Origin of the sequence: Paenarthrobacter sp. NyZ202, from assembly GCF_049860755.1 — a bacterium.
Lineage (GTDB): Bacteria > Actinomycetota > Actinomycetes > Actinomycetales > Micrococcaceae > Arthrobacter.
On record NZ_CP187556.1, the window covers coordinates 1,873,109 to 1,891,061 of the forward strand.

The 17,953-nt window shown below is 64.8% G+C and carries 14 protein-coding genes; 10 read left to right on the forward strand and 4 right to left on the reverse strand.

From position 1 onward, the window contains the following. The first annotated feature begins 263 nt into the window (after positions 1-263). The 4 genes from ACPFL9_RS08645 (at position 264) to ACPFL9_RS08660 (ending at position 5,528) form a co-directional block, all read left to right on the forward strand. A complete protein-coding gene (locus ACPFL9_RS08645; protein WP_426007057.1) occupies positions 264-1,202 on the forward strand; it encodes a proteasome assembly chaperone family protein in 939 nt (312 codons plus the stop codon). Positions 1,203-1,237: 35 nt separating this feature from the next. Then, positions 1,238-2,599 carry an MFS transporter gene (locus ACPFL9_RS08650; RefSeq protein WP_426007059.1) on the forward strand — a complete coding sequence of 454 codons (1,362 nt, stop codon included), beginning with the start codon at positions 1,238-1,240 and terminating at the stop codon, positions 2,597-2,599. A gap of 69 nt (positions 2,600-2,668) precedes the next feature. After that, a complete protein-coding gene (locus ACPFL9_RS08655; RefSeq protein ID WP_426007061.1) occupies positions 2,669-3,952 on the forward strand; it encodes a DUF4192 domain-containing protein in 1,284 nt (427 codons plus the stop codon). A 256-nt stretch (positions 3,953-4,208) separates the two neighbouring features. Continuing rightward, a complete protein-coding gene (locus ACPFL9_RS08660; protein ID WP_426007063.1) occupies positions 4,209-5,528 on the forward strand; it encodes an RNA polymerase sigma factor in 1,320 nt (439 codons plus the stop codon). A 230-nt stretch (positions 5,529-5,758) separates the two neighbouring features. Here the strand turns inward: ACPFL9_RS08660 and ACPFL9_RS08665 are convergent, their stop codons facing one another. Next, on the reverse strand, positions 5,759-5,980 hold the full coding sequence (locus tag ACPFL9_RS08665) for a DUF7455 domain-containing protein (protein WP_426007065.1): 222 nt from the start codon (positions 5,978-5,980) through the stop codon (positions 5,759-5,761). A gap of 265 nt (positions 5,981-6,245) precedes the next feature. Between ACPFL9_RS08665 and ACPFL9_RS08670 the strand changes: the two genes are divergently transcribed. After that, positions 6,246-8,354, forward strand: a complete 2,109-nt coding sequence (locus ACPFL9_RS08670) for a DNA gyrase/topoisomerase IV subunit B (protein ID WP_426007066.1) — start codon at positions 6,246-6,248, stop codon at positions 8,352-8,354. A 9-nt stretch (positions 8,355-8,363) separates the two neighbouring features. Here ACPFL9_RS08670 and ACPFL9_RS08675 read toward each other — a convergent pair whose 3' ends face one another. Further along, complete coding sequence (locus ACPFL9_RS08675) at positions 8,364-9,563, reverse strand: MFS transporter (protein ID WP_426007068.1); 1,200 nt, start codon at positions 9,561-9,563, stop codon at positions 8,364-8,366. Between the two features lie 34 nt (positions 9,564-9,597). Here ACPFL9_RS08675 and ACPFL9_RS08680 point away from each other — a divergent pair, with 34 nt between their 5' ends. Then, positions 9,598-10,134: a Chromate resistance protein ChrB gene (locus tag ACPFL9_RS08680; RefSeq protein WP_426007070.1), complete on the forward strand. Its 537-nt coding sequence runs from the start codon at positions 9,598-9,600 to the stop codon at positions 10,132-10,134. A 1-nt stretch (position 10,135) separates the two neighbouring features. Here the strand turns inward: ACPFL9_RS08680 and ACPFL9_RS08685 are convergent, their stop codons facing one another. Together ACPFL9_RS08685 and ACPFL9_RS08690 are read right to left on the reverse strand one after the other, a co-directional pair. Continuing rightward, positions 10,136-11,161 (reverse strand): M56 family metallopeptidase, encoded by a 1,026-nt coding sequence (locus ACPFL9_RS08685; RefSeq protein WP_426007071.1) that lies wholly within the window; start codon positions 11,159-11,161, stop codon positions 10,136-10,138. A 5-nt stretch (positions 11,162-11,166) separates the two neighbouring features. Further along, complete coding sequence (locus ACPFL9_RS08690) at positions 11,167-11,553, reverse strand: BlaI/MecI/CopY family transcriptional regulator (RefSeq protein ID WP_426007073.1); 387 nt, start codon at positions 11,551-11,553, stop codon at positions 11,167-11,169. A 279-nt stretch (positions 11,554-11,832) separates the two neighbouring features. Between ACPFL9_RS08690 and ACPFL9_RS08695 the strand changes: the two genes are divergently transcribed. Genes ACPFL9_RS08695 through cydC form a run of 4 tightly spaced genes read left to right on the forward strand, consistent with a single transcriptional unit; the run spans position 11,833 to position 17,952 of the window. Continuing rightward, positions 11,833-13,425 (forward strand): cytochrome ubiquinol oxidase subunit I, encoded by a 1,593-nt coding sequence (locus ACPFL9_RS08695; protein ID WP_426007075.1) that lies wholly within the window; start codon positions 11,833-11,835, stop codon positions 13,423-13,425. A gap of 18 nt (positions 13,426-13,443) precedes the next feature. After that, on the forward strand, positions 13,444-14,529 hold the full coding sequence (gene cydB / locus ACPFL9_RS08700) for a cytochrome d ubiquinol oxidase subunit II (protein WP_426007077.1): 1,086 nt from the start codon (positions 13,444-13,446) through the stop codon (positions 14,527-14,529). A 7-nt stretch (positions 14,530-14,536) separates the two neighbouring features. After that, positions 14,537-16,453, forward strand: coding sequence for a thiol reductant ABC exporter subunit CydD (gene cydD, locus ACPFL9_RS08705; RefSeq protein WP_426007079.1), 1,917 nt, complete (start codon positions 14,537-14,539; stop codon positions 16,451-16,453). Next, complete coding sequence (gene cydC / locus ACPFL9_RS08710) at positions 16,336-17,952, forward strand: thiol reductant ABC exporter subunit CydC (protein ID WP_426007081.1); 1,617 nt, start codon at positions 16,336-16,338, stop codon at positions 17,950-17,952. Before cydD ends, cydC begins: the two co-directional genes overlap by 118 nt. Position 17,953: the final 1 nt, after the last annotated feature.

Below are 17,953 nucleotides of genomic sequence, written 5' to 3' on the forward strand. Positions count from 1 at the left end.
GGCGGACCAGCCCCGGTACGCGCCCGACGTCCTCTTGCGACGGCGGCCTTGGTCTGCAGGCCCAGCGTCGCAAGAGGACGTCGGCCCGATTCGATCGTAGTCTCTTGAAGGCTGCGGACAGCAATTAAATGAGATCTGCGGCACACGACAGACAGGAATGTCCGTTGGCCGCGCCGCGTTGTACCCAGTACGCAGCACCATGGAAAGCCTGCCGCTCCATGTCAGGAATGCGACGAACTTTGCCACAGTGAAAGGATCATGCCGTGTTTGAACGGATTTCCGGCTCCCTCCTGGACCCCGAGGCGCTTTACGCCAGCAACATCGAGACCTTCCACAGTCCCGGGTTGCGGGGATTGAACATGGTCATGGGATTTACCGGTTTTGCCGATGCCGGCCACGTGGTCAAGCAGATCAATGCCGAGTTGCTGGACCAGCTCGACTCCGAAGTCGTGGCCGTGTTCGATGCCGACCAGTTGATCGATTACCGATCGCGGAGGCCCCATATCAGCTTCGTGCAGGACCACCTGCAGGATTACCACGCCCCCCGGCTTGCCCTCTATAAGCTCACGGATGGGCTGGGCCAGCCTTTCCTGCTGCTGGCCGGTTTCGAACCCGACCTGCAGTGGGAGCGTTTCTCGCGGGCCGTCGTCGGGATCGTCGAGAAGCTTGACGTCAACCTGGTGACCTGGATCCATTCCATCCCCATGCCCGTACCGCACACGCGCCCGATCGGGGTGACCGTCCATGGAAACCGCCCCGAGCTCATCGACGGTATTTCAAGCTGGAAACCCACGGTGGACGTTCCTGCTGCGATCGGACACATCCTTGAGCTGCGGCTCACTGAAGCGGGACACAACGTGGCCGGCTATGTGATCCACGTACCGCACTACCTCGCTGAAGCCGAATACCCGACGGCCGCTGTTGCCGGGCTGGAGTACCTGGGAGCAGCAACCTCGTTGATGCTGCCAACGGACCGGCTCCGGGAAGCCGGCCGCGAGGTGGGGCGCCAGATCGCGGAGCAGATCGAGGCGTCGGAGGAAGTGCAGGCGGTGGTGTCCAATCTTGAGGCGCGTTATGACGAAAAATCAGAGGGCGTCGTGCGCAGGTCCCTCCTTGCCTACGAGAACCACGAGCTTCCGGACGCGGAGGACATCGGCGCGGCGGTCGAGGCGTATTTGGCCCGCAAGGATTCGACTCAATAAATCTGATTTGAGGCGGGGGCTGGCATAATTGTGGGGTGACCGCACCCCGCGCCTGGCTCATCTGGACGATCGGCGTCTTCGCGTACCTGGTGGCAGTGGCCCAGCGCACGTCGTTTGGTGTTGCCGGACTTGAGGCAACCGAGCGGTTCAATGCAACCGCGGCAGCCATCTCCTTCTTCACCGTGCTCCAACTGCTGGTTTATGCCGGCCTGCAGATTCCCGTAGGGATCCTCGTAGACAGGTTCGGCTCCCGGGCCATGGTGGCTGGCGGAGCTGCGCTCATGGGCCTGGGCCAATTGCAGCTGGCCTTTGCGGACAGCGTCCCTGGCGGCGTGCTGGGGCGGGTGCTGGTCGGGGCCGGTGACGCCATGACCTTTATCTCCGTCATCAGGCTCGTGCCGCTGTGGTTCGCTCCCGCCCGGGCCCCGCTGGTCACGCAGTTGACGGGCATGTGCGGGCAGCTGGGGCAGCTGTTCAGCGTGGTGCCCTTCGCGCTTCTCCTGCACGCGGCAGGATGGACACCCGCGTTTCTGTCCCTGGCCGCCATGTCAGTGCTGGCTGTGGTGCTGGTGGCGGTCCTGCTGCGGGACGCACCTCCGGGACACCCACCGCGCCAGACTGCGCAAGGCCTGCGGGCAACCGGTGTATCGGTAGCCCGGGCGTGGAAGCAGCCGGGCACCCGCCTTGGGCTGTGGAGCCATTTCACCGTGCAGTTCAGCGGCAACCTGTTCGCCATGTCCTGGGGCTACCCGTTCCTGCTCTCCGCGCAGGGCCTGGACGCCGGTACGGTTTCTGCCCTGATGGCGGTCTTTGTCGCCACGGCGATCCTCTCCGGGCCGGGCTTCGGGAGGTTTGTGTCGCGGCATCCCATGCGTCGCTCAGCCATGGTGCTGCTGATCACCATGGCAACGGCCCTGGCCTGGGCGGCTGTTCTCCTGCTTCCGGGCCGGGCGCCCCTGTGGCTGCTGGTCATTCTGGTTGTGGTGCTGGCTGTCGGCGGCCCGGGCTCCATGATCGGCTTCGACTTCGCCCGCACCTTCAACCCCTCACACCGCATCGGAACCGCCACCGGAATCGTCAATGTGGGTGGATTCATTGCAGCCCTGGTGGCCATTTACCTGATTGGCCTCGTGCTGGATATCCTCCATTCCACGGGATTTTCCCAGGGGCAGTTGTACGGACTGGCACCCTTCCGGATCGCCCTGAGTGTTCAGTTCGTGCTGTTGGGCATCGGGACGGTCCTGATCCTCCTGTCCCGGCGGAAGGTCCGGCAGCAGATGGCCGCGCAGGGCGTCCATGTTGCGCCCCTCATGGTGGCGCTGGCACGACAGCGCCGGGATCGTGTGGAACGCAGAAGGTCCGCCCGTTCAAGACCGGACGCCACGCAGGAGCGCTGATGCGCGCCTTTATCCACATAGGGCAAGTGGTCCCTGCCGGTCAGGACAGCGGTTGCCCAAGCTTGGGACATGACCACCACAGAGATCCTGAGCATCCGCCAGCCTGAAGACATCCTCGCCTACATTCCGCACCTGCTGGGTTATTGGCCTGAAGACAGCCTTGTTGCCATCACCATGCAGGGAAAAATCCTCGGGGCCACCCTCAGGGTAGACCTCCCCACTGTCCGGTCGGACGCAGCCTTGGCCGGTTTTGCGGCACATGTCCGGAGTTGCCTGCGGGCTGATAAGGCTGCCACAGGGGTTGTCCTGGCCGTGTATACGGATGACGGCTGGGGGGACGGTACAGTGCTGGCCAGCACGCTTCCACTGCTGTCCGAACTCCAAGGCTGCCTGGAACGTGCCGGCCTGGAAGTGCGGGATGCCTGGCTCGTTGGCAGCGAGTATTGGCGCGGCGCCTTCTGCGGGGACGAAGACTGCTGTCCCTTCCCGGGTCTGCCTGTGGACCGGATCCGCAGCAGCCAACTCAGCGCCGAGATGGTCTACCGGGGCAGTGCCGTGGGCCCGCGGCCGGGGTCCCGCCGGGGCACAGGGGACGCAGACATGCCGATGGCCGGCGGCGCACCCATGGATCCTGCCATTCTCGCTGCCGAAGAGTACTATGCCGGCTGCCTGGAGGAGGCCTGGACAAGCCTGGAATGCCTCCGGACCGTCACCTCCATATGGGCGCAGGTGCTGGATGCGTTTCCGGCAAGCTGCCCACTGGATGACGCCGCCGGGACTGCGGAAGGCGTCAAACTCGCCGGCTTCCTTCGCGCGACGCTCAGGCGCCCGGCGTGGCGTGATGCTGTAGTGGTCATGGCCGCGGCCGGAATGGAGACTGCCGAGGCAGGCGCCGTCGCCTTCGGATTGTTTCCCGGGGACGACTCCGCTGACCTGCCGGTCGATCCGGCGGATTTCGGCTTGGACGCACGCGCGTTGGTCCAGTCGGGTGCGCCGTGCGGCACTGAACAGGAGCATGGGACGGTGTACTCCTACGGTGAAGTCCTCCTGGGCATCGAGCCCGGCCTTCCAGACTGGGCTCGTTTGGATGCGCTGCAGCAACTCCTGTCCCGCATCATTGCCGATGAAGAACAGGGGGTCGTGGCTGCTGCCGCGTTGACCATGCAAGGTTGGATTGCGTGGTGCAAGGGCAGCGGCTCACACGCGCATGCCTGCCTCGTCAAAGCGGACGCCGCGGAGCCTGGCTACCGCCTGGCCGAACTCCTGAACGGGATCATGGGCCAGGGAACGATCTGTCCGTGGGCAATGCGCCAGGAGTCCGCCTGGGGCACCCACAAAAGCTGCGGGATCTGACACCGCTTACAAGCCTGACTTCTTCAACAGGCGTACTCCTCACAAAATCGTGAGACAATGGATGCCGAGACCCGGTTGGGTCCGCGTTTGAATGCGTTGAATGGCTCCGTGAGCGGGAACATTTCAGTGACGCCGGCAGTTGTACAGAGTGACTCTGCAGGTGGCGATCGCATTTGAAATTGATCGCGGACTTGACAGGGTCATAGTGGTGTTGCCCACATGGTGATTCCACAGACCGCCGCTAGAAAGGTTTTCTGTGACCCCGTCTTCCGTCGAGAAGGAACTTGCCGCCCAGGCCGAACTGTCCGCTGAGGAAAAGAAGGCGGCCACTTCGGCAAAGCGGGCGGCAACCCGTGCCGCCAACAAGCCCGGAGAGGGCAATTCCGACAAGCCGGCTCCCAAGAAGCGTGGACCCAAGCCGGGCGCCAAGGCCGCAGCAGAATCCGCTGCTGCTCCTGGCGACGTCGATGAAGACACCGACGACGTCACTGTCGAGGATGAGGACTTCGACCCTGCTGCCGCTGAAGAAGTGGAAGTAAGCGACGACGACGCCGATGACACCTCCGATGCCCCCAAGGACAAGCCCGCTCCCACCGGGTCCGGATTCGTCTACTCGGACGCGGACGACGACGACGCCCCCGTCCAGCAGGTTATGTCAGCCGGCGCTACCGCTGACCCCGTCAAGGACTACCTGAAGCAGATCGGCAAGGTTGCGCTGCTGAACGCCGAGCAGGAAGTCGACCTCGCGCTCCGCATCGAGGCCGGCCTGTTCGCCGAAGAGAAGATCAACAACGACGACGGCTCCATGGATCCGAAGCTGCGCCGTGAACTCGAGTTCGTGATCCACGACGGCAAGCGTGCAAAGAACCACCTGCTTGAAGCCAACCTTCGCCTGGTGGTGTCGCTGGCCAAGCGCTACACCGGTCGCGGCATGCTGTTCCTCGATTTGATCCAGGAAGGCAACCTCGGCCTCATCCGGGCCGTGGAGAAGTTCGACTACACCAAGGGCTTCAAGTTCTCCACCTATGCCACATGGTGGATCCGCCAGGCCATTACCCGTGCCATGGCCGACCAGGCACGCACCATCCGTATTCCGGTACACATGGTGGAAGTCATCAACAAGCTGGCGCGCGTCCAGCGCCAGATGCTCCAGGACCTCGGCCGTGAACCTACGCCGGAAGAACTGGCACTGGAACTGGACATGACTCCCGAGAAAGTCGTGGAGGTCCAGAAGTACGGCCGTGAGCCGATCTCCCTGCACACCCCCTTGGGTGAGGACGGCGACTCCGAATTCGGCGACCTCATCGAAGACTCGGAAGCCGTTGTTCCGGCTGACGCCGTCAGCTTTACGCTGCTCCAGGAACAGCTTCATTCCGTCCTGGACACCTTGTCCGAGCGGGAAGCAGGGGTCGTTGCCATGCGCTTCGGGTTGACCGATGGACAGCCGAAGACTTTAGACGAAATCGGCAAGGTCTACGGAGTGACGCGCGAACGCATCCGCCAGATCGAATCCAAGACCATGTCCAAGCTCCGGCACCCTTCGCGGTCGCAGGTTCTGCGGGACTACCTGGACTAGGAATACGAGCACGTCAGTGCCATGGCCCGGCTGGAATCTTCCGGCCGGGCCGTGGCACTTAAAGCCCACGCAGCGGCCAGTGCCCTGGGGACTGTTTGGTCAAACAAGCAAACGAGGCTCCTCCCTTTGTGGGAGGAGCCTCGTTCATGGTCAAGCGTTGGTCGCTCGCGTAGTCGATCCCTCGACGTCGTGACCCTGCAGCCGGATGGATCCGGTCCTGCCGGCCTCAGTTAGTCAACGGGGACCGGGGCCTTCTCGTTGAGGCGCTCGGTCTCGTCGTGCCAGTCCGAGGTCAGGGGCCGAAGCGTAGCCTCGACTGCACGTGCGTGGTGAGCGCAGAAGAGCAGCTCACCGCCGGAGGACTCGAGTACAACGCGGACGTATGCCTGGGCTCCGCAACGGTCGCACCTGTCGGCTGCGTTGAGCGTGCGGTCTGCAACTGCTGTTGTCATGTCGGCCTCCTTGGTAGTTCTGTACATCCATATAACCAGCATTCGTTGGTGAACCATGGCAAGGATGGGTCACTTTCGCTGTCCGCGTATCACATGTGGGTAACGTAACGACGCAGCCCGCGCCTGCCCTGGAGTGGCACACGGGCGCGGGCCGGGCCTGCGGCTACCCTAGTATGGGCTGTGTTTGCCTTGAAAACACTGGCGTGCCGGACGGCCAAACACCCCGGCATCACTTTGAGATAGACCCCGAAGGAGCGCACTGCGAGTGGCACCTAGTTCTGAATACAACGCCCGGCACCTTTCCGTTCTGGAAGGGCTGGAAGCTGTCCGCAAGCGCCCTGGCATGTACATCGGCTCCACTGACTCGCGCGGCCTGATGCATTGTCTCTGGGAAATCATCGACAACGCCGTGGATGAAGCCCTGGCAGGGTTCGGGCACGACATCAAGGTGATCCTCCATGCGGACAACTCGGTGGAAATCCACGACGACGGACGGGGCATCCCGGTGGACGTCGAACCGAAGACAGGCCTGTCCGGCGTCGAGGTCGTGTTCACCAAACTGCATGCCGGCGGCAAGTTCGGTGGTGGTTCCTACACGGCCTCGGGCGGTCTGCACGGCGTTGGCGCCTCCGTGGTCAATGCGCTCTCCAGCCGTCTGGATGTCCAGGTGGACCGTGGCAGCAAGACGTACCAGATGTCGTTCCGCCGCGGCGAGCCCGGCCGTTTCAATGATTCAGGTGCCAAGCCCGGTCCCAATTCCCCCTTCGAACCCTTCATTGAGAATTCCGTCCTGGATGTTGTCGGGAAAGCCAAACGGGGTGTCACCGGCACCCGGGTCCGTTACTGGGCCGATCGGCAGATCTTCACCCCTGATGCCCGCTTCTCGTACGACGATCTTGTGGCCAGGGCAAGGCAGACATCCTTCCTGGTTCCGGGACTGAAAATCACCGTGCGTGACGAGCGCAGGCTCGCCGGTACCCCGGGTGAGAACGGGGTCCATGAAGAAGTTTTCCATCATGACGGCGGCATTTCGGAGTTCGTGGAGTTCCTGGCCTCCGATTCCGGTGTCACGGATGTTTGGCGCCTGCATGGCTCGGGCAAGTTCAAGGAGACCGTACCCGTCCTGGACGAGAACGGGCACAGCAAGATCGCTGACGTTGAACGGGACTGCGAAGTGGACATAGCCCTCCGCTGGGGAATCGGCTACGACACGACGGTCCGCAGCTTCGTTAACATCATTGCCACGCCCAAGGGCGGCACCCACCAGGCGGGCTTCGAGGCGGCACTGCTCAAGACGTTCCGCAAGGTCATCGAAGCCAACGCACGCAAGCTCAAGGCGGGCAACGACAAAATTGAAAAGGACGATGTCCTGGCAGGGCTTACCGCCGTGTTGACGGTGCGGCTTGCCGAACCACAGTTCGAGGGCCAGACCAAGGAGATCCTGGGAACCTCCGCGGTCCGCGCCATTGTTGCCCGGGTCGTGGAGAAGGAAATCACCAGCCGGCTCAATTCAGCCAACCGTAACGACAAAGCCCAGTCGGCGCTGTTGTTGGAAAAGGTTGTCAGCGAGATGAAGTCACGCATCTCGGCCCGTGTCCACAAGGAGACCCAGCGTCGGAAGAACGCCCTGGAGACGTCTTCGATGCCCACCAAGCTTGCCGACTGCCGCACCGACGATGTGGCGCGTTCGGAACTGTTCATCGTGGAGGGCGACTCTGCGCTGGGAACAGCCAAACTGGCACGCTCTTCCGACTTCCAGGCCCTGCTGCCCATCCGTGGCAAGATCCTGAACGTGCAGAAGGCATCCGTCGGGGACATGCTCTCCAACGCCGAATGCGCAGCCCTCATCCAGGTGGTGGGGGCCGGTTCGGGCAGGAGTTTCGACATCGATGCCGCCCGGTACGGCAAAGTCATCTTGATGACCGATGCCGACGTCGATGGCGCCCACATCCGCACCTTGTTGCTGACCCTGTTCTTCCGCTACATGCGCCCGATGGTGGAGGCAGGCCGGGTTTTCGCTGCCGTTCCGCCGCTCCACCGCGTGGAAGTGATCAACCCCGGCCAAAAGGCCAATGAGATGATCTACACCTATTCGGAAGCGGAACTGCACGTCCTGCTGTCCAACCTGGCCAAGGAAGGAAAGCGCTACAAGGAGCCCATCCAGCGCTACAAGGGGTTGGGCGAGATGGACGCCCAGCAACTGGCTGAGACCACCATGGACCCGCGCCACCGGACCCTCCGCAAGGTGGGAATCGAGAGCGCGCAGCGGGCCGAAGAGGTGTTCGATCTCCTCATGGGCTCTGATGTGGCGCCGCGGAAGGAATTCATCATTGCCGGTGCCTCCACCCTGGATCGTGAACGCATCGACGCCTGAGAAGACTTTCTAGGGGCCCGTCCTTTGGTCCGCCTGCCCGGCATGTCCGGGAGCGGCCAGTGCTGCAGCCCCCACGGTCAGCGCCAGGGCACCCAACCCCCACGGCAGTCCCACGGCAACGGCGACCCCGCCTACCAGCAGAGGACCGCCCGCGTCACCGAGCTCACGGCCCAACTCCGCCGATCCCATGGTCCTGCCCAGTCGTTCCGGTGGTGTCGCATCCGCCAGGTGGGCAAAGGCCAGCGGCGTGGCGACACCGATGCCTGCTCCAATGAGGACTGCTGCAGTGTAGATGCCCGGCCCTCCCGGCAGGATGGCTGCCAGTGCCGTGCCCAGCGCAATGGCCAGCAGGCCTGCCACAATGCCTGCCCGGTCGCCGATCACTGCGCGGTCCCTGAGCTTGCCGACGTAGGGCTGGAGCAGTGACGAAGCAACAGCCAGGACACTCACGGCGGCTACGCTGCCGACGGTTCCCAGGCCTTCCCTGGCAGCCAGGGCCGGCAGGAATCCGACAGCGGCACCGAGTGCTCCCGTGCCGGCTGCCAGGACGATGGTCGGCCCAAGGAAGGACCATCGCGTGCTTTGCTGCCAGAGGTCCAAAAGGGTGTAGCGGGGGCGCGGAAGCGGAGCCATTTTAGGCACAGCCACCACCGCCCAAACCGACACCGCCAGTGCAAGTCCGGAGAGTACGGCAAAGAGCAGGCTGAAACCGCCCAGGACGATGGCCAATGCTCCCAGGAGTGGCCCGATCGCATAGCCGAGGCCCTTCCATGAGCCGTAGCGGCCGAAGTATCGCCCGGTCCTGCCCTCGGCGAGTCGGGCCACACTCGCCGAGGATGCGGGTGAGAAGGCTGATGCTGCCATTCCCTGTCCGAGCCGGGCCGCGGCCAGCATGAGCGGCTGGTCGGCCCACAGGCCAACCAGTGATGCTGCCGAGAAGGCAAGGAGGCCTCCAACGATCACTGGTTTGGGACCGATGCGGTCGCTCAGGGCGCCGAAGAGGGGTTTCAGGAAAACTTCAGCAACGTCATAGAGGGCCAGGAGGAGCCCCAGCCCCAGGAGGCTCAACCCGATGTCCGCGCTTTCGGCCCCCAGCCCGGCAGCTACTGCATGGGCGCCGAACGCGGTGGTAAAGCCGGCAGCATAGAGCGGCCAGCGATGGTGGTCGCCGATGGAGGGCAGTAACTGGCTGCCGGAAGAGGAAGTCACACCACTGAATGTAACAGCTGCTACATTGACTGTTGTGGTTGATGTCGAATTGCAGTGGCTGCTGCTGTTGGTGCACGTTCCGGCAAAGCCCTCCCGGCACCGGGTGGCCGTCTGGCGGGGGTTGCGGAAATCCGGAGCTGTACCCATCTCTCCGGGCACGTGGATTCTTCCTGCCCACCCCGCATTCGAGGCCGGGATTGAGCGCATCCATCAACTGCTGAAGGGTAACGGGTCCATGACAGTCGTGGAGGCCCGGCCGCGTGGTACCGGTGGAGTGGACTTTCGTGATGCGTTTGCTGCCGCCCGCACCGAAGAATGGGCGGAATTTTCCAAGGACTGCGGGAAGTTCATGGAGGAGATCGCCAAGGAGACCATGCTTGGCAAGTTCACGCTGGCCGAACTCGAAGAAGAAGAACAAAGCCTCGAGCGTCTGCGTCGCTGGTACCGGGACTTGAAGGCACGCGATGTTCTTGCCCTTCCGGAAGCGCGTGCCGCCGCACAGCAACTGGCCGGATGCAGCGATGTCCTGGAGACGTTTGCGGAACAGGTCTACGAAGCTACCCTCACCTAGCTCAGCCCAGCAGTCCCGGCACGATCAACAGGGCCGTTGGCACGGCGAGCAGCAAGGCTGAAACTGCCAGGACCAGTGCCCGGAGCCCCGTGGCGAGTGGCGGCTTGGGGGAGAGGAGGCGGCTGACGCGTGACGCCGTCGTCCGTGGTGAATCGGCCCCGCCGGTGGCGCTGACCGAAGTAGCCTCCACGACGGCGCCGGTTCCGCTGAGTGCCGCCTGGCCGCTGAAGGCTGCATGGCCCGCGGCGGCTGACCGGCCGTCCGGGGCGGGAGCGGCGTTGCCGCTGGACACAATGGCGATCGCCTTGATGAGCGTGCCCTTGCTTTCCGTCCTCAGGGCGACATCGTCTGCCAGCATCTCGATGAGCGAGTTGACGGCCGTCTGGGCAAGGCGGGTGGTGGGAAACCAGGGCAGGGCCTGGCGCCATGCTGCGAACGCCCAGAGCAGGAGATCGTGACGCTGGGTGAGGTGGGCGTTTTCGTGAATGAGCACAGCCCGCAGCTCTGCCGGTTCCAGTGCGGCCATCAGGCCATCGGACAGGACGGTGACGGAGCGGGCACCGCCAGGCAGGCAGTACGCGACGGGCGAATCGTGGTTGATGACCACGGTTCCAGGTCCGTCGTCGGACGGAGAGGCCAGGAGGGTGAGGAGTTCACGGTGCCGCCGGCGCTGGCGCTCGATCTTGTAATACGTCAGAAGGAGGGTGAACACCAGGTGCGCTGTCAGGAGAGCTGCGGCGGAGAGGGCAAACAAGTGCCAGAAACCCAACGCCGTGGTGGGCTCATTGTTGAAGACCATGCCTGCCAGGCTCTTCAGGCCGGCGATCAGGTTATCGCCGATGGGCTCCAGTCCGTACACCAGCATGGCGCCGATCATGGACAGCCCGCCGGCAAGTGCTATGGCCTGCCAGAGGACCATGGCGGTGAAGGGGGAGCGTGCCGGCCACTGCGCGCGCGAGAGCAGGACAGGTACCGGCCACGCCAGGATGATTGCCAGGACCGCCAGGAAGTATGAGGTCCAGAACATAGTGGCTAATTGTAGCCGAGCAGTTTGCGCAGGGTAGCGGCTTCGCTTTCGGAGACGGAACCAATGAAGCGGGCCAGGACTGCCTCCCGGTCAGGGGCGGAGCCCAGGACTTCGTGCATGAGTTCTGCCGTGTGGTCCGCGCGGCTGGAGACTGCCTGGTAGCGGTGCGGCCTGGTGCCGCGCTCGCGTTCCACAAGGCCCTTCTTTTCGAGCCGCGAAAGGACGGTGAGCACGGTGGTGACTGCCAGGTCCTTGCCCTGGTGTCCTTCCGAGCCGTCACCGGCAGCGGAATCCTGCGCCAGGAGATCGCGCAGCGTGTTGGCGGTTGCAGCCTCCTGGCTTGCCCAGAGCAGATCCATGACTGCCCGTTCCAGTTCCCCAAGACTTGCCATCTGTTCCGTCCCTACCTTCCGCTTCCCGCCGCAGAACCGCAGGCGGGAGGCGATGATTCAACATTCCACGATAAATCTACCGCGTTTCAGCCTTCCATTCTACGCGAGGTAGAACGATCGGCGTGCCGCGGCAGGGAGGGTGGCTCTGGCGGGTGTGTAACGCCACGTGAAGAATGGGCATGTGCCCCCTGCTGATGTTCTACACTGTGTAGAAGAGAGTTTTCTACAGAACGTAGAACTAAGTGCAGGTGCACTTCGGCCGCCGGACTAAGGACAGCCATGGACGCTTTGGAAATCGCACGCTGGCAATTCGGGATCACAACCGTTTACCACTTCATGATGGTGCCGCTCACGATCGGCCTTGGGCTGGTGGTGGCTGTCATCCAGACGATCTGGTACCGGACGGGAAAGCCCGAGTATCTCCGCATGACCAAGTTCTGGGGCAAGCTGTTCCTCATCAACTTCATCATGGGAGTTGCCACGGGCATCGTGCAGGAATTCCAGTTCGGCATGGCCTGGAGCGAGTACAGCAGGTTCGTGGGGGATGTCTTCGGGGCCCCGCTGGCCCTTGAGGCGCTCCTGGCCTTCTTTGTGGAGTCCACGTTCCTGGGACTCTGGATCTTCGGCTGGAAGCAGCTCAAGCGGGGGGTGCACCTTGCGTGCCTCTGGATCGCCGTGCTCGGGTCAGTCTTTTCCGCGTACTTCATCATCGTGGCCAACTCCTGGATGCAGCACCCGGTGGGCGTGGAGATGGTGGATGGCAGGCCTGTCATGACCGATGCCTGGGCTGTGTTCACCAACAACACGGCCATGGTGGCCGTGCCGCACACGCTCTTCGGCGCCCTGGGCGTGGCAGGGGCCTTCCTGCTCGGCATCGCTTGGTACCACCTGTGGCGCCGCCGCCATGACGGCATCGACACCGTCGGCGCCGACGGCAAGATGGTCCCCGGGGTAGCTGACATCCCCGGCCGGGACAAAGCCGACTACTCGGTGTGGATGCGATCCCTCCGCCTGGGCGCCGTCGTGGCGATGATTTCCTTCGCCGGCACCGCCATCACCGGGGACCTGCAGGGCAAGCTCATGTTCGAACAGCAGCCCATGAAAATGGCAGCCGCCGAAGCCGCCTGCCATGACGGCACCGGGTTTTCCGTGCTCAGCGTGGGCAACCTTGGTGCCACCAACTGCGACGACATCGTGGCCGTCATCGAAGTTCCGGGCATCCTCTCCTTCCTGGCGAAAGGCGACTTCACCACCGAGGTCAAAGGCGTCAACAGCCTGCTGGGTGAATACCAAGAGAAGTACGGCACGCACCTGCCCGACAACCCCCTCTACGGTGACCGTGCCGGCCAGGAGATCCAGTATGTTCCCGTCATGGAAGTCACCTACTGGGGCTTCCGCATGATGATCGGGTTCGGCGGCATCGCTGCCTTCGCGGCCCTGCTGGCCCTCTGGGTGACGCGCAAGGGAGTGGTGCCCGCGTCCAGGTGGCTCATGCGGCTGGCCGTCTTTGGCATCCTTGCTCCCTTTGGCGCCAACGCCGCAGGTTGGATCTTTACCGAGATGGGCCGCCAACCATTCGTGGTGGCACCCAACCCGGACATGAACGGGATCGACCAGGTCTTCATGTTCACCGCCGCAGCAGTCTCGCCCGGCGTCACGGCGGGGGAGCTCCTGGGCTCCCTGGTGGTGCTGACGGCAATCTACGCCGTCCTCCTTGTGGTGGAAGTAAAGCTGCTGGTCAAGTACGTGCGGGGAGGCGTGGCATCCGCCATGCCGGAACTCGCCCACACCCCAAACAAGCAACACGACAAGAATGACGACGGCACTCCCGGCGCCGGCACGGCCGACGATGTCCTGGCCTTTGCCTACTAGGAGCTAAGGAAAACCACCATGGAACTGTTGCCCACCCTTTGGTTCATTGCGATCGCCGTGTTGTGGACCGGCTACCTCTTCCTTGAAGGATTCGACCTCGGTGTCGGCATGCTCATGAAGCTTTTTGCCCGCAACAACACCGACCGCAGGGTCCTGCTCAACACCATCGGCCCGGTATGGGACGGCAACGAGGTGTGGCTCCTGACGGCGGCCGGTGCCACCTTCGCCGCCTTCCCGCTGTGGTACGCGTCGCTGTTCTCCACCCTGTACCTGCCGCTCCTGTGCGTCCTCGTGGCACTCATCTTCCGTGCGGTGGCCTTCGAATACCGGGGCAAGGTGGACACGGTCCGCTGGCGCAACGGCTGGGACTGGGCGATCGCCCTCGGATCCTTCGTGGCTGCGTTCGGCATCGGCGCTGCCCTGGCGTTGACCACCACGGGCCTGCCGATCAACGCCAACGGAGACCGCGATGGCGGCCCCCTGGACTGGTTCAGCGGCTACGCTTTGCTCGGCGGCCTGGGCGTTGTGGCCTTCGCCCTGGTCCACGCCCTGGCTTTCCTGGCGCTGAAGACCGACGGCGACGTGCGGTACCGCGCCCGGCGCTGGTTCGTGCGGCTGCTTCCGGTGGCGGTCCTTCCCATGCTGGGATGGATGGCCGCAGTCCAACTCATCAGCGGTGAGGCCTGGACCTGGATCGTTGCCGGGGCGGGTGTGGTGGCCGTGGCCCTTGCCTGGCAACTCGCCCGCAGCGGATTTGAGGGACGCGCCTTTGCCGCCACCGGTGTCTTCGTGGTCTGCGCCACGGCATCGATCTTCGGTGCTTCCTTCCCGGTGGTCATTCCGTCCACCATCGACCCCGCCTTCAACCTGACCATCGCCAACGCCTCATCCTCGGACTACACCCTGGGGCTCATGAGCATCGTCGCCGCGGTAGGACTGCCCCTGGTCATCGCCTACCAGGCCTGGACCTATTGGGTGTTCCGCCGCAGGGTCAGTGCCTCCCACATCCCGGAGGCGCACGGCTTCCTACCGGCCATCGCGGCCAAGGTACTGGTCTCCAAGGACGGGACCACCCCCGGCGCCCCTTCCACGCCGGAAGCCTGAGCGACCCATGAAACCCGCCTTCCCGTCCGGTCCGGCCACCAGGACTGCCCTTTATGTGATCGGGCTGCTCTCCGCACTGAAAGCCTTGTCCCTGGTGCTCATGGCGCAGGCCGTCGCCGGGATGCTGGCCGGCCTGACGGAGGGTTCGGGCGACTGGAACAGCCTCCTGTTGTGGGGAGCCGGCGGGGCCCTGCTGCGCTCCTTGACGGTCTGGGGGCAGGGGATCGCGGCCCGGCGGGCAGCGCTCGGGGTCAAGGAGGAACTGCGGTCACGGCTCCTGGAACGTGCCCTGGACAACGGCGGACCGGCACCCGTGGGAGGAATCAACGACGGCGGCCTGGCCATCCTCGCCACGCGCGGACTGGACGCCCTGGACGACTACTACACCCAGTACCTCCCGGCACTGGTCAACTGCGCCACCGTCCCGCTGCTCATCGGAGCCAGGATCCTCTTCGCCGACTGGGTCAGTGCCGTGGTGATCGTCCTGACGGTGCCCCTGGTGCCACTGTTCATGGTGATCATCGGCCGGCACACCGAAGACAGCGTCAAAGACGCCCAATCGACACTGCGGAAATTGTCAGGGCACATCCTCGAGCTGGCCAAGGGGCTTCCGGTGCTGGTGGGCCTGGGCCGCGCCGTCGAACAGCGCGCCGCGCTGGAGGAAATTTCCGAACAGTACCGCGTCAAAACGATGGGGACACTCCGCGTTGCGTTCCTCTCGGCCCTCGCCCTGGAACTGATCGCAACCATCTCGGTGGCAGTGGTGGCGGTGTTCATCGGCGTTCGGCTTGTTGACGGAAGCATGCCCCTTGAAGCCGGGCTCCTGGCCTTGATCCTTGCCCCGGACTGCTACCTGCCCCTGCGGGAGCTGGGCACAGCGCACCACGCCAGCGACGACGGCAGGGCCGCGCTCGAAACAACCAACACCGTGCTGGATACACCACCGGCCCGCCCCCTTCCCTCCAGTAACGGCCCGGCACGCCCAACCGGCTCCTCCGCCAGCGGAATCCTGGTGCGCGGCCTGGCGGTGACATACGCCGGTCGGTCAGCTCCCGCCGTCGGGCCCTTGGACTTCACCGCCCCGCTGGGCCAGGTCACCGCCCTGGCTGGCGCAAGCGGCGTCGGCAAGAGCACCGTGCTGGGGGTTCTGGCCGGACTGATCGGCGACGGCGGCGGAACTGCCGTGACCGGCTCTGTAGAGCTCCCGGGACCCGGTACCGCCGTGGCCTGGGTGCCGCAACATCCTGCCATGGTGGCAACCACGGTCAGGGAAGAAGTCGAGCTGTACCTTGAGGGGCTCGCCGCGCCGGACAAGGCAGCAGCCGCTGACAGGGTGCTGCACAAGACCTCCGCCGGCCACCTCGCCGGAAAGCATCCCGCCGAACTCAGCCCGGGAGAGCTGCGCAGGGTCGCGGTGGCCTGTGGCCTTGCCCGCATCGAGGCAGGCACCACCGTCCTGCTCCTCGATGAACCTACGGCACACCTTGACCCGCAGACTGCCGGAGCGGTCCGGCGCGCCATTGAGTCAGTCCGCGGAACAGCAACCGTGGTCCTGGTGGCCCATGACGCGGCAACCCGTGCGCTCGCAGACCACGTGGTCCACCTCGGCGGGAGTTCTTCACCTGACGTGCCCGCGGCGGCGGCTCCCGGGGGAGCCCCGCCGGGCTGGAAACGGCGGGTCCCGGCACTACCACGCCGACCGCGCCGGGAGCAGCGGCTGCACCGGTGGCATCCGCGGCCTGGAGCCTGGACAGCCTTCGGGCTGTCCTGCGCCCCGTCCGGTGGAAGTTTGCAGCCGCTTGCTCCGTGGGAATCCTGGCAGCGCTGTTCGCGGTGGCCCTGTCCGGTTTGTCCGGTTGGCTCGTTATCCGCGCCAGTGAGCAGCCCCCTATCCTGTACCTCCTGGGAGCAATCGTCGGGGTGAGGTTCTTTGGAATCGGCCGCGCCGTCCTGCGGTATTGCGAGCGGCTGCTTACCCACGACGCCGTATTTGCCGCCATGACCACACTGCGCGGGACGCTTTGGGCATCGCTCAGCCGCCGGGCATTATCCCTGCGGCGGCTCCTGCGGGGCGGCAACGTCCTGGGCGCGATCATTGACGACGTGGATACCCTGCGGGACCTCCTGCCCCGGGTGGTGCTGCCTCCGTTGACCGCCGTGGGGGTGGCGGTTGCGGCCCTGATCAGTACCGCACTGGTTCTTCCGGCCGCTGTGCCCGCCGTTGCCGTGGCCGCCGCCGCAGGCCTTGTGGTGGCTCCGCTGGCGGCGGTCGTGGCAGACCGCAACGCGGCCCGGTCAGCGCAGCAGCTTCACCAGGAGGTCCTGGGTGATGTCGCATCCGTGCTGGATTCCCGCGCGGGGCTGGCCGCCAATGGCGTCGCTGCCCCGGTGCTGGCTGCCCTGGGAAGGAAGGACCGGGCTGCCACCGCCGCGGCCCAACGCTCGGCGTGGGCCGAAGGGCTCGGGCAGGCGGTGACGGTCCTTGCCTGTTCCCTGGCCGCCCTTTGGGCGGGCGTCCTGGCCGCGCCGGATGTGCGCAACGGCTCTATGGCACCCGAGCTGGTGGCTGTCATCGTGCTGATGCAGCTTGCCCTCGTTGAACCGTACGCCGGAATCGTGCCGGCACTCCGCCAGGCGCCGGCACTGACCGCCGTCCTGCGACGTGTGGCGGGGTCCGGTGCCCTGGACGCCGGACATGCTGAAGCCTCTGAAGAGTACGACGCCGGGTTGCAGGCTTTACCGGACCGTGATGGTCGGGAGGGACTTGAGTTAAGCGGGCTTGGTGCACGTTGGCCTGGCGGACCGTTGGTCTTCACGGGCGTCTCGGCAACGGCGCAGCCCGGACAATGGCTCGCCGTGACAGGGCCGTCAGGCGCGGGGAAGTCCACCCTGTTGTCCGTGCTGCTGGGGTTCCTCCCCGTCAGCGAAGGGAGCGTAAAACTGACGGGAACTGCTGCCTGGTGCCCCCAGGAAGCGCACCTTTTTGATTCCACCATCCGTGGAAACCTGTTGCTGGCCAGGCCGGCGGGCAGCAAGCCCGGTGATGATGAGATGCATCAGGCACTGGCCGACGTTGGCCTGGACGACCTGGTGGCAAAGCTTCCCGGGGGACTGGATGCGCGCATAGGACCCGGAGGCTCGCGGCTGAGCGGCGGTGAGCGGCAGCGGCTGGCCATGGCCCGGACCCTGCTGACAGGTGCCCGCGTCCTCCTGCTCGACGAACCGACAGCCCACCTTGACGCGGACTCGGCCCGGGAGATGATGTCAGCCTTGCGGCGCGGTTTGCGGGAGGTGACGGTGGTGCTGGTGACGCACAATCCCCAGGACATCGATCCTGCCGATGCCAGGCTGGACCTCGCAGGCCTCATCAGCACAGCGGCGCGCGGCGCGGCGGAACTGGCCGGGCGGACGGCCGCTCAGTAGC